The 11,292-nt window shown below is 77.2% G+C and carries 11 protein-coding genes and 1 riboswitch; of the genes, 5 read left to right on the top strand and 6 right to left on the bottom strand.

What is annotated here, in order from left to right:
- Positions 1–896, top strand: an 896-nt coding sequence (locus tag PYV61_RS12775; protein WP_275832072.1) for a c-type cytochrome, incomplete at its 5' end; no start/stop codon positions are given.
- A 3-nt stretch (positions 897–899) separates the two neighbouring features.
- On the opposite strand, the gene PYV61_RS12770 is transcribed toward PYV61_RS12775, so the two are convergent.
- The gene (locus tag PYV61_RS12770) at positions 900–1,157 is read right to left on the bottom strand and encodes a hypothetical protein (protein ID WP_275832070.1); all 258 of its coding nucleotides are present in this window, start codon (positions 1,155–1,157) and stop codon (positions 900–902) included.
- A 468-nt stretch (positions 1,158–1,625) separates the two neighbouring features.
- Here PYV61_RS12770 and PYV61_RS12765 point away from each other — a divergent pair, with 468 nt between their 5' ends.
- On the top strand, positions 1,626–2,684 hold the full coding sequence (locus tag PYV61_RS12765; RefSeq protein WP_275832068.1) for a spore photoproduct lyase family protein: 1,059 nt from the start codon (positions 1,626–1,628) through the stop codon (positions 2,682–2,684).
- Positions 2,685–2,696: 12 nt separating this feature from the next.
- Here PYV61_RS12765 and PYV61_RS12760 read toward each other — a convergent pair whose 3' ends face one another.
- Together PYV61_RS12760 and PYV61_RS12755 are read right to left on the bottom strand one after the other, a co-directional pair.
- A complete protein-coding gene (locus PYV61_RS12760) occupies positions 2,697–4,124 on the bottom strand; it encodes a cytochrome c peroxidase (protein WP_275832066.1) in 1,428 nt (475 codons plus the stop codon).
- Positions 4,125–4,172: 48 nt separating this feature from the next.
- A complete protein-coding gene (locus PYV61_RS12755) occupies positions 4,173–4,712 on the bottom strand; it encodes a hypothetical protein (RefSeq protein WP_275832064.1) in 540 nt (179 codons plus the stop codon).
- A 218-nt stretch (positions 4,713–4,930) separates the two neighbouring features.
- A riboswitch (SAM riboswitch) is annotated at positions 4,931–5,002 on the top strand.
- 101 nt (positions 5,003–5,103) lie between these two features.
- Between PYV61_RS12755 and metX the strand changes: the two genes are divergently transcribed.
- Genes metX through PYV61_RS12740 form a run of 3 tightly spaced genes read left to right on the top strand, consistent with a single transcriptional unit; the run spans position 5,104 to position 8,963 of the window.
- Positions 5,104–6,324: a homoserine O-acetyltransferase gene (gene metX, locus PYV61_RS12750; RefSeq protein ID WP_275832062.1), complete on the top strand. Its 1,221-nt coding sequence runs from the start codon at positions 5,104–5,106 to the stop codon at positions 6,322–6,324.
- Positions 6,325–6,372: 48 nt separating this feature from the next.
- Positions 6,373–8,022, top strand: a complete 1,650-nt coding sequence (locus tag PYV61_RS12745) for an amidohydrolase (protein WP_275832059.1) — start codon at positions 6,373–6,375, stop codon at positions 8,020–8,022.
- On the top strand, positions 8,019–8,963 hold the full coding sequence (locus PYV61_RS12740) for a peptidylprolyl isomerase (protein WP_275832057.1): 945 nt from the start codon (positions 8,019–8,021) through the stop codon (positions 8,961–8,963). Before PYV61_RS12745 ends, PYV61_RS12740 begins: the two co-directional genes overlap by 4 nt.
- A gap of 77 nt (positions 8,964–9,040) precedes the next feature.
- Here the strand turns inward: PYV61_RS12740 and PYV61_RS12735 are convergent, their stop codons facing one another.
- The 3 genes from PYV61_RS12735 to PYV61_RS12725 form a co-directional block, all read right to left on the bottom strand.
- Positions 9,041–9,304 carry a hypothetical protein gene (locus tag PYV61_RS12735; RefSeq protein ID WP_275832055.1) on the bottom strand — a complete coding sequence of 88 codons (264 nt, stop codon included), beginning with the start codon at positions 9,302–9,304 and terminating at the stop codon, positions 9,041–9,043.
- 58 nt (positions 9,305–9,362) lie between these two features.
- Positions 9,363–10,115 (bottom strand): isochorismatase family protein, encoded by a 753-nt coding sequence (locus tag PYV61_RS12730; RefSeq protein ID WP_275832053.1) that lies wholly within the window; start codon positions 10,113–10,115, stop codon positions 9,363–9,365.
- A gap of 4 nt (positions 10,116–10,119) precedes the next feature.
- Positions 10,120–11,292 (bottom strand): serine hydrolase domain-containing protein (locus tag PYV61_RS12725; RefSeq protein WP_275832051.1); only part of this gene is annotated, 1,173 nt, incomplete at its 5' end.

Genomic DNA, 11,292 nt, shown 5'->3' with positions numbered 1-11,292 from the left:
GCGCGACGCCGGCTGCCCCCGCCGCCTTCGACCTCGCGGCGTGGCGCGCCCCGGCCGACGCCGAGATCCCCGCGGGGCCGCTGGGGGCCAGCGTGCGGCGCGGGCTCGCGCTGGTGCGCGACACGCCCGACTCGCTCCCCGCGTACGCGCCGGGGCAGATCGCCTGCACCAACTGCCACCTCGACGGCGGGCGCGCGCCCGGCACCGCGCCGATGGCCGGCGCCTTCGCGCGCTACCCCAAGCACATGGCGCGCAGCGGCGCCGTAGTGGGGCTCGCCGACCGGGTGAACTACTGCTTCACCCGCTCGCTGGCCGGGCGCCCGCTCCCGCACGCGAGCCGCGAGATGGAGGACATCCTCGCCTACCTCGCCTGGCTGTCGCGCGGCGTGCCGGTGGGCGAGGGGCACCGCCTCCCCGGCGCCGACGGGCAGCCGCCGATCCCCGACGGCGCGGCGCTGGCGCAGTCTCTCCCCGGCGACTCGGCGCGCGGCGCGGCGGTGTACGCGGCGCAGTGCGCGAGCTGCCACGGCGCCGACGGCGCGGGGCGCGTCTACGAGACGGGCGGCAGGGTGCCGGCGCTGTGGGGCGCGCGCTCGTACGCGGTGGGCGCGTCGATGGCGCGGCAGGAGCGCGCGGCCGCCTTCATCTGGCACAACATGCCGCTCGGCCGCCCGCGCTCGCTCACCCCCGAGCAGGCGTACGACGTGGCCGCGTACGTGAACGCGCACCCGCGCCCCGACTCCCCCGGCAAGGCCGACGACTGGCCGGCCGGCGGCGCGCCGAAGGACGTGCCGTACGCGCTGGCGTCGGGGCACGCGGCGTTCCGGGCGGCGCCGGTGCTGCCGCGCGCCCGCGCGCGCGAGACGATCGTCCCCGTCCCCGCGCGCGCGCCCTGAGCGTCAGCGCGCGGCGGCGTGGTGCACGCGCGGGAAGTTCGCCGCGCGCCGCACCCGCCACGCCTGGTCGAGGTGGCGCCGCTGGTGCGCGACGAGGACCTCGAGCGCCTCGCCCAGCCGCAGCGTGAGCCGCGCCGAGACGGGCGTCGGCACGCGCGGCTCGCGCAGGTCGAGCACGTGCGCGTCGTCGAACAGGGCGCGCAGCGCGTCGTGCAGCGCCAGCAGCCGCGCGGCCGAGTCGACGCGCCCCGGCGGGGGCACGAGCGCGCGCGGCGTCGTCGATCGCGCCGCGCACCCGCGGGTGGCTCACCGCGCCGGTCACGACGAGGTGCTCCAGGCAGTCGGCGACCCCCCACCGCTCCGGGCTCGGGCGCCACAGCAGCCGCGCGGCGTCGAGGTCCTCGACCAGCCGCGCGACGTCGGCCGCGTTCTCGTCCGCCAGGGCGGCCAGGCGCGCCAGGTGCTCGGCGTTGGTGCGGGGGGACTTCATCCGGGCACATTCGGCAGAGGGAAGGCGGTTCGCTAGTGGAGCCGGGTGGGGCGAGGTCGGATACTGTGATTTCGGGTAGGGCGAGCTCGGATACTGCGAACTCGGGTAGGGCGAACTCGGGGACCGCGAACTCGGGAACCGCGAGGGTGCTGCTCGCACTTCCCGTGTTCGCCCCACCCGTGTTCGCCCCACCCGTGTTCGCCCCACCCGTGTTCGCCCCACCCGGATTCACCCCCCCCGTGCCCCCCCTCCTCCGCGTCCGCACCATCTATCACGAGCCCGCCGTCCCCGAGTTCGCGCGCGGGCGCGAGATCCTGGCGCGCTTCCCCGACGCCGAGCGGATCGAGGTGGCGTCGCACTGGCGGATCCCCGAGCTGCACGGGGACGCGGCGCGGGTGAAGGACTGGGTGCGCGTGAAGCGCGACGTCCTCGTGCTCGGCGTGCGCAAGACGATGGACTTCCGCCCCAACGGGCGCAGCGCCGACTTCATCGCCCCGGCGGCGGCCAACGGGTGCGCGATGGCGTGCGCGTACTGCTACGTCCCGCGCCGGAAGGGGTTCGCCAACCCGATCACCACCTTCGTCAACATCGAGCGCATCCTCGACGCGGTGACGCGGCACGCCGCCAGGCAGGGGCCCAAGACCGTCCCCGACCAGGTCGACCCCGCGCGCTGGGTGTACGACGTCGGCGAGAACGGCGACTGCTCGGTGGACGCGACGATCTCCGACAACGTGCGCGACCTGGTGGCGCGCTTCCGCGCGCTGCCGAACGCCAAGGCGAGCTTCGCCACCAAGTACGTGAACGAGGAGCTGCTGGCGTACGAGCCGCGCGGCGCGACGCGCGTGCGCATGTCGCTCATGCCGGCCGCCGTGGCGCGGACGGTCGACGTGCGCACCACGCCGATCGCGCGGCGGCTCGCCTTCGTCAACGAGCTGGTGCGCGCCGGCTACGAGACGCACGTCAACCTGTCGCCGGTCATCGCCTACGACGGGTGGCTCGACGACTGGGCGGAGCTGTGCGGCCAGATCGACGACGCGCTGTCGGACGCGGCGAAGGCGCAGCTGGCGGCGGAGGTCATCTTCCTCACGCACAACCAGCAGCTGCACGAGGTCAACCTCGGCTGGCACCCGGCGGCCGAGGCGCTGCTGTGGACCCCCGACTGGCAGGAGACGAAGCGCTCCGAACAGGGGGGCGTGAACGTGCGCTACCGCACGGGGCTCAAGGGGCAGCTGGTGCGGCAGCTGCTCGACCTGCTCGCCGAGCGGCTGCCGTACCTGCGCATCCGCTACGCCTTCTGACGCCGGCGGACCTCACGGGCTCGCGAAGGCCAGCGGCGCCAGCCCGCTCGGCAGCCGCGCCGGGACCAGGTGGCGCAGCCGCTCGGGGCGCGCCGCCGGGTCGAGCAGCCCGTCGCGCACGAACGCCACCAGGTCGGCGACCTCCGCGTCGTCGAGGCGCGCCGGCGCGCGCAGCCGCGGGTCGAGCCGCGCCAGCACCGGCGCGATGGGGCCGGGGGGGCCGCGGAGGTCGGGCGCCAGCAGCGCCGGCGTCCACGCGCGCGCCGACCGCGCGGGGTCGAGGTGGTGGCGCACCGCGTCCTCCAGCCGCACGAACGCGCCGTTGTGCATGAACGCCGGCTGCAGCGCCACGTTGCGCAGCGGCGCGGTGCGGAAGGCGTAGCGGTCGGCCGGGTCGCCGGTGACCTGCGCCAGCCCGAAGTCCTCGTCCGCGCCCGGCCCGTCGAACGGCACGTTGCCGACGGTCGGCGCCACCTGCGGCACGCCGATCACGTGCTCGCGGAAGTCGCTGAACATCTCGCTCGACCGCCCCGACACGGCGTGGCAGCCGACGCAGCCGGCGCGCCCGAAGAAGAGCACCGCGCCGCGCGTCTCGGCGGCCGTCATCGCCCCCGCCTCCCCGCGCGCGAAGCGGTCGATCGGGGCGTCGGCGTGGACCTGCGACAGCTGGAACTCCGCCAGCGCGAGCCCCACCTGCTCGAAGGTGATCGGCGCGCCGGCGCGCACACCGGCGAACAGCGGCGCGAACCGCCGCCGGTAGTCGGCCGCCGCGTTCAGCCGCCGCAGCACCTCGGCGCGCAGCGCGTCGTTGTCGCCGGGGACCGCGAAGCCCGCCGCCTCGACGCGCTCGGTGGGCGGGATGAACGCCTGCGCGGCGAGGAGGTGCGGCAGGTGCGACAGCGTGCGCCCCTCCGGCGCCGGGAAGTCGAAGCCGGCGCGGTTGTCGAACGGGTCGCCCGACGCCGCGCGGAAGCGCGAGTTCCACATCAGCGTGGGGTAGAACGCCGCGTTGACCGCCATCGGCGAGCGGCGCTGGTTGCGCGGCCCGCGCCGCCCCGCGCCCACCACGCGGTTGTTGTCGATGCCGATGGCGATCGACTGCGTGTCGCCGAGGCCGTGCGTGGGCGAGTGGCACCCGGCGCAGGCGTTGTCGCCGTTGAGCGCGAGGATCGGGTCGAACCAGAGCAGCCGCCCGACGTCGGCCAGCCGGGGGTCGACGCGCCGCCCCAGCCGCGCTTCGAGGGTGGAGGCGACGCGGCCGGTGAAGCCGTGCGCGGCGAGGAGCGCCCGCAGCTCGGCGTCGGCGCCGCGCGCCGCGGGGTCACGCGCCGCCGCGTCGCGCGACGGCGGGCGGCCGGCCGTCAGCCGCTCGGGCGCGCCCGGCTCGGCGCAGGCGCCGAGCGCGAGGAGGAGTAGCGCGAGGCGCGTGAGCGTCCGCATGGAAGCCGCCGCGTGGGGAGGGGGCGCGGGTCGTGCGGAAGGGTCACGTCAGATCGGATCGCATTCGATGCCGCCGCGGATCACCGGATCGCCGATCGGCACGATGTTGAAGCCGTCGAACATGAACCGCCCGCGCAGGAAGACGCGGAGGTCGGGCGCCGCGCCCTGGCTGATCAGGTTGAAGTGGTCGACGAACTCGATCGGGACCGGCAGCGCGGTGGGATCGGCGACGATGTCGACGTACTTCCCGTTGGCGGCGTAGTTGAAGCGGTACCGCGTGCCGTCGTCGCCGACCGCGGTGCCGTGCGCGCTCCAGTTGAACGCGACGCGCCACGCGCCCGGGCCGAGCTGCAGCGCGCGGTTCTGCATCTTGAACACGCCGGCGCCCTCGACGTCGGACGGCAGCCCGCACCCGGCGCCGTCGATCGCGAACGTCACGTCGAAGACGTCGCGGGTCACGAGCGTCCCGCCCTTCGCCAGCGCGGGCGCGTCCGCGGCGTCGGGCCGCGCGCCGCGCGGCGCGATCGGGTCGGCGCAGGCGACCAGGGTGCAGGCGACGAGGGCGAGGTGATGCGCGCGCAGCGTCATGGCGACCTCCGGGGCTCGGCCGGCGTCCACGCCGGCGGTGCACCCCCGCCCGCACGGGGCGGGAGAGGGACCCATCATAGGGGCCTCCCGACCGGCGACGCCAGAGCCGGTGCGGGCCGCGCGCGCGCGTCGCACGCCAGCCTGAACGAGGCGTCAGAACCGCCGCCGCCGAGCCCCCGCTTGACGCGACCGGCAGGAACCGGATATGCTGCGTCCACAATCGATCCCGTGGTGATTTGCCGCCTATTGCCGCCACGTAAAACAAGGAGCTAAAACGCGAGCAGCCCGGCGGCCTCTCATGGTCGCCGGGCGCTGTCGTTTCCGGGCCCGCGGTGGGCCGGTCGCGACCTCCGTCAGGCGGCAGCGAACCGACGCGTCGCAGGAGGCGACGATGACGACCCCCGCTGCCAACACGACCCCGACGCTCGGCGCCGCCGAGCGCTTCGCCGAGGAATGGGCCGACGCCCGCCGCCGCGCCGAGCGCGCCGCGCCCGCCTCCGCCCCGCCGCGCGTCCGCGCCGGCCAGCTGCACGACCGCTTCGCGCTCGAGTGCGGCGCCGTGCTCCTCGACGTGCACCAGCACTTCGTGCTCGACGGCGTCGTCAACGCCGCGCGCGACAACGTCGTGCTCGTGCTGCACGCGCTCACCGGCTCCGCCGACGCCGCCTGCCCGGAGCGCGGGTGGTGGCGCGACCTCATCGGCCCCGGCCGGGCGATCGACACGCGGCGCCACGCCGTGCTCGCGCCCAACCTGCTCGGCTCCTGCTACGGGACCACCGGGCCGTCGCGCCCGTGGACCGTGGCCGCCGGCACGTGGAACCGCCGCGGCTTCCCGCCCGTGACGACGCGCGACATGGCGCGCCTCGTGGGCCGCCTCGTCGACGCGCTGCGCCTGCCGTCGCTGGCCGCGGTGGTCGGCGGGTCGCTGGGCGGGATGGTGGCGCAGGAGTTCCTGCTGGAGCACCCGGGGCGCGCGCGCTCGGCCGTCGTGCTCGCGGCCCCCGACGCGCACACCGCGCAGGCGATCGCGTGGAACCACGCGCAGCGCGAGGCGCTGCGCCTCGGCGCCGCGGCGGGCGACCCGGACGCGGGCGTCGCGCTGGCGCGCCGCGTGGCGATGATCGCGTTCCGCACCGAGCAGGCGCTCGAGCGGCGCTTCGGCCGCGCCGCCGCCGACGCCGACCCGTCGACGTTCGCGGTGCGCGCGTGGCTCGACCACCACGGCGCCGCGCTCGCCGCGCGCTTCGACGCCGCGACCTACCGCACGCTGCTCGACGCGATGGATACGCACGACGTGGGGCGCGGGCGCGGCGGGCGCGCCGAGGCGCTGCGCGCGCTCGGCGCGGCGGCGGAGCAGGTGACGGCGGTCGGCGTCCCGGGCGACCTGCTGTACTCGGACGACGTCGTCGCCGCGTGGGCGCAGGTGGCGGCGGCGACCTACCGCGCCGTGCGCTCGCCGCACGGCCACGACGCCTTCCTGCTGGAGCCGGCGCAGGTCGGGGCGATCCTGCGCGAGGCGCTCGGCCGCCCCGCGCGCCCGCGCACGGCGGCCGACGGGGTCCCCGCCTCGCTCGGGGACCGCCGCCGGCGGGCGCGGCGCGCGCGAGCGTAGGGGCGCGGCGGCGCGGGGGGCGTCGGCGCGTCCCCCGTCCCCGCTCCCATGCGCCGCCACGCCGTCCCGCCGCTGCTCGCGTCCCTCCTGCTCCTGCCGCCCGTCGCGCCGCTCGCGGCGCAGGCGCCCGACCTCGTGCTGCTCGGCGGGAAGGTGTTCACCGCGGACAGCACGCGCCCGTGGGCCGAGGCGGTCGCCGTGCGCGGCGCGCGGATCGTCGCGGTCGGGACGACGGCCGAGGTGGAGCGGCTCGCCGGCCCGCGCACGCGGCGCGTCGCGCTCGGCGGCCGCACGGTGATCCCCGGGATCAACGACGCGCACGACCACGTGGGGCCGCGCTTCGGCGTGCCGGTGGTGACGGAGCCCGGCCCCGAGCCCGACCCGCCGCTGGCGGCGGTGCTCGACTCGGTGCGGGCGGCGGCGGCGCGCACGCCGAAGGGGCGCTGGCTGGTCGCGTACGTCGGGATGCGCGCGGTGGACGACACGGCCAGCCGCCTGGCGCGCCTCGACGCCGCCGCGCCCGACCACCCGGTGATGCTGCGCGTGTCGTGGGGGCACTTCCTGCAGGCGAACACGCGCGCGCTGCGCGCGATGGGGATCACCGAGGCGTCGCGCGACCCCGTGGGCGGGTGGTACGGGCGCGACGCCGCGGGGCGGCTCGACGGGCGCGTGCAGGAGAACGCGGCGATGGTGCACACGCGCCGGCTGTGGGCGACGCTCCCGCCGCGCGCGTTCGCCGACGCGTACCGCGCGCTCGGCGACGAGGCGCTGCGCCTCGGCATCACGACCGTGCAGGACATGAGCGAGGGGAAGTCGGGCGCGGCGGCGGCGCGCGCGCTGCGCGAGGCCGGCACGCCGCTGCGCGTGCGCGTGGTCGCGTGGCCGCTGCGCGCCGTCCCCGGCGAGGCGGCGGCGTGGGACGCCTCGCCCGCGCGGCCGACGCCGACGTCGGTGCGCTCGGGGCGGAAGTACATGCTCGACGGGACGCCGCTGGAGCGGCTGGCGGCGCAGCGCGCCCCGTACGCCGACCGCCCGGGGTGGCGCGGGCGCCTCAACTACCCGCCCGACACGGTGCGCGCGATCCTCGCCGAGGCGCTGCGGCGGCGCGAGCAGGTGATGCTGCACGCGGTGGGGGACAGCACGATCGCGCTGGTGCTGGCGACGATGCGCGCGCTCGCCCCCGACTCGGCGTGGCGGCCGCTGCGCGTGCGCCTCGAGCACGGCGACTGGCTGACGGGCGACCTGCTCCCCACGGCGCGCGCGCTCGGCGTGGTGCTGGTGCAGAACCCGGCGCACCTCATGCTGGCGCCGGGGCTCGTCGCGGCGCGCTTCGGCGGGGCGCAGCCGGGGTTCCAGCCGCTGCGGTCGACGCTCGCCGCCGGCGTGCCGCTGGCGTTCGGGTCGGACGGGCCGCGCAACCCGTTCCTCAACGTGATGTTCGCCACGATGCACGCCAACAACCCGGCCGAGGCGCTGACGCGCGAGCAGGCGGTGGTCGCGTACACGCGCACCGCGGCGTGGGCCGAGCACGCGGAGCGCGAGAAGGGGACGCTGGCGCCGGGGATGCTCGCCGACCTCGCCGTGCTGTCGCAGGACGTCTTCACCGTGCCGCCGCAGGCGCTGCCGGGGACGACGAGCGTGCTCACCCTGGTGGGCGGGCGCGTGGCGTGGGACGCGAAGGTGCTGGGGGCCCGATGACGCGACCGCATCGCATCGCCGCCCTCGCGCTGACCGCGCTCGGCGCGTGCCGTGGGGCGCCGGCGGCCGTGCGCCCCGAGCCGGTGCGGAACGCGACGCCGCCGGCGCGCGTGGTCGCCGAGAGCGCGCCGGCCGACTGGCGCGAGGTCCCGGCCGACGAGCTGCTGGTGATGGAGCTCGGCGACGGCGGGCGCGTGGTGATCCAGCTCGCGCCGGCGTTCGCGCCGGTGCACGTCGCCAACGTGCGCGCGCTCGCGCGCGGCGGCGGGTGGGCGCGCGCGAGCGTCTACCGCGTGCAGGACAACTACGTCACGCAGTGGGGGAACGGCGGCGGGGGCGGGGGCGCGCCGGCCGCGCCGCCGGCGGGGGTCGTCGAGCAGCCGCCGGCCGAGTTCGAGCGCACGCTCGACGGGGTCGCGCCGCGCCCGCTCGCGTACGCGGACCCGTACGCGGCGGCGACGGGGCACTGGGAGGGGTGGCCGGTGGCGTACGACCCGCGGGCCCGCGCCGCGTGGATCCCGCACTGCTACGGCACCGTGGCCGCCGCGCGCGGCAACACGCCGAGCACCGGGTCGGGGAGCGAGCTGTACGCGGTCATCGGCCACGCGCCGCGGCAGCTCGACCGCAACCTCGCCGTGGTCGGGCGCGTGCTCGACGGGATGGCGCACCTCTCGGCGCGGCCGCGGGGCTCGGGGAACCTGGGCTTCTACGACCGGGCGCGCGGCGAGACCCCGCAGCCGATCGTACGCGTGCGGCTGGCGAGCGACGTGCCCGAGGCGGAGCGCCCGCGCTACGAGGTGATGCGCACCGACGGGGCGGCGTTCGCGGCGTACCTCGCCGGCTCGGCGAACCGGCACGACGCCTTCTTCGCGCAGCCGGCCGGCGGCGTGGACGTGTGCAACGCGCGCGTGCCCACGCGCCCGCGCCCGGCCGCGCGCTAGGGCGTGCGCGCGGACCGCAGTCCAGGATGCTCGAGATCCGGTGCGGCGCCCGGGACGCGGCCGGTGTTCGGGCCCGCCTATCGTTCGACGGTCACCCTCACCTCCAGGGTGCCGGGCACGCAGACCCCGATGCGCAGCAGCCCGGCGATGGCGCTCTGCTGCGCGTAGCCCGGGGCGCCGGAGAAGCCGAAGACATACATCGCGCCCTCCGCGTCGTAGCAGCTGGCCTGGGCGAAGACGAGCGGCGGGGCGGCCGCCGCCACGCGCGGGGCCGCGGCGGCAGACAGGCCGAGCGCCGCGGTGGCGACGGCCAGGACGGGGACGTGCAGGCGGTGACGCATCGACTCTCCTGGTGAGGGGGCGGCGGGCCGAGCGGGCGCGCCTCCTCGACTGACGAGATCACGCGTCCTCGTGGCTCACGACCTGATCCGTGGAGCCCCCCGCGCGCCGGGCGTGCGCGGATGCCCCGTCGAGGCGCCGCAGCAGTGCGTCGCCGGTGACGACCGGGCACCACCGCCGCGCCACGTGCGCCAGCAGCGCCGCGTTCCCCCACGCGTGCCCGCGCGGGTCGCGGTGGAAGGCGTCGGTGAGGTCGCCGCACAGCACCGGGCGCAGCCCGCCGTACACGAGCTGGCGGATGCCGTACCAGCGCGAGAGGACGCAGACGTTCGCGTGCACGCCGACCAGCGCCACGTCGGCGATCCCGCGCTCGGCGAGCAGGTTCCACGTCTCCTGCCCGTCGTCGGTGACCGCGTCGCGCGCGTCGTCGACGTGGATCCGCGGCGTCTGCCGCGTCCACGGGGCGGGCGCCGAGCCGTCGCCGCACGGCGCGGGCGCGTCGCACGAGCAGCCGCCCGGGTCGGTGAGCGACGCGGGGAGCGCCGCGCGCTCGTCGTCCTCCCACCAGTTCCAGGCGAACGCGCGCGGGGCCGCGGCGAACGGCGCCTCCCGTGCGCGGCGGCGTGCCTCCGTCCCCTCGTAGAACGGCATGCAGTCGGCCGGCGCGTGGATCACGAGCGCGCCGCGGCCGCGCAGCGCGCGCAGCAGCGCGTCGATGCGCGGCGCGAGCGACCCGGCGCGCGCCTGCGCCTGCACGCAGTGCGTCGCGTCCCACATGTCGCAGACGACGACGGCGAGGCGCGCCGGGTCCACGGCGTCAGGGCGCCTGCGACGCCGCGCGCGCCGCCGCGACCGCGAGCGGGACGAGCCCGCGCGGGTACGGCGCCGTGCTGTTGGCCTGCACCGCGACGGCGATCTTCAACTCGGGGAAGTAGAGCAGCTCGGTGGCGTAGCCGGGGAAGAAGCCCGAGTGCCCCCAGGTGACGCCGAGCGCGGTGGGGCGGAGCATGACGCCGAGCCCGTAGCGCACGTCGCGGCCGAGGCGCGCCGGGACGCCGTCGAGGACGCGCGGCAGGAGCGCCGCGTCGAACGCCCTGCCCTCGTAGAGCAGCTTCCCCCAGCGCGCGAGGTCGGCCGTGGTGGAGGCGACGCCGCCGCCGGTCCACTCGAACTGCGGGTTGACGAGCAGGTGCCCGCGCGCGTCGAGCGAGGCGTCGTAGCCTCCGAGCTCGTTGTCCGCGCCGGCGTAGCCGTTGGCGATCGCGGGGACGTCGGGGCGGTCGGCGGGAACGGTGCCCGCGAGCCCGAGGGGGCCGAGGAGGCGGGTGCGGAGCAGCGAGTCGTAGGGGGTGCCGGTGATCCGCTCGAGGATCATGCCGAGCACGATGTAGTTCGTGTCGGAGTAGTCCCACCCCTGCCCGGCCGCGAAGGGGGGCGCCTTGTCGAGCAGGTAGGAGAGCCGCTCCTCGGGCGTCCACGTCTTCATCGGCTGCGCGCGCAGCACGGCGGTCGCGCGCGGGTCGAACTCGTAGCGCACGAGCCCCGACGTGTGCGTCATGAGCTGCCGCACCGTGACGTCGCGCGCGTTGGGGACGCGCGGCCACCAGGGGAGGTGGCCGAGGTAGCGCGCGACGGGGGCGTCGAGGTCGAGCGAATCGTGGGCGACCAGCTGCATCGCGACCGCGGCGACGTACGTCTTGCCGACGCTCCCCTGCAGCAGCCGGTCGGTGGGGCGGAGCGGGACGCGGCGCGCGGTGTCGGCGTGGCCGCTGGTGAGGGCGAGCGTGCGCCCGTCGGGGAGCGCGAGGGCGAGCGAGAGCCCGGGGAGGCGCTGCGCGGCGCGCGAGGAGTCGAGGGCGGCCTGCAGCACGCGCGCGAGCGCGGCGTCGCGCGGCGCCACCGCGGGGGCGGTCGTGGCGGCGGCGGGGGCGACGGCCGAAGTCGGAGGCCAAGCGGTCTTAGGAAGACAAATCGTGGTCTCAACTCCTTC

The organism is Roseisolibacter sp. H3M3-2, from assembly GCF_029211165.1.
GTDB lineage: Bacteria > Gemmatimonadota > Gemmatimonadetes > Gemmatimonadales > Gemmatimonadaceae > Roseisolibacter.
This window is presented reverse-complemented; position numbering and strand designations above follow the sequence as displayed.

What these genes read in the sequence shown, in the direction of transcription:
- PYV61_RS12755 (WP_275832064.1), bottom strand. Translation starts at nt 4,712, where the DNA reads ATGACGCTGCGCGCGCATCACCTCGCCCTCGTCGCCTGCACCCTGGTC.
- PYV61_RS12760 (WP_275832066.1), bottom strand. Translation starts at nt 4,124, where the DNA reads ATGCGGACGCTCACGCGCCTCGCGCTACTCCTCCTCGCGCTCGGCGCC.
- metX (WP_275832062.1), top strand. Translation starts at nt 5,104, where the DNA reads ATGACGACCCCCGCTGCCAACACGACCCCGACGCTCGGCGCCGCCGAG.
- PYV61_RS12735 (WP_275832055.1), bottom strand. Translation starts at nt 9,304, where the DNA reads ATGCGTCACCGCCTGCACGTCCCCGTCCTGGCCGTCGCCACCGCGGCG.
- PYV61_RS12740 (WP_275832057.1), top strand. Translation starts at nt 8,019, where the DNA reads ATGACGCGACCGCATCGCATCGCCGCCCTCGCGCTGACCGCGCTCGGC.
- PYV61_RS12745 (WP_275832059.1), top strand. Translation starts at nt 6,373, where the DNA reads ATGCGCCGCCACGCCGTCCCGCCGCTGCTCGCGTCCCTCCTGCTCCTG.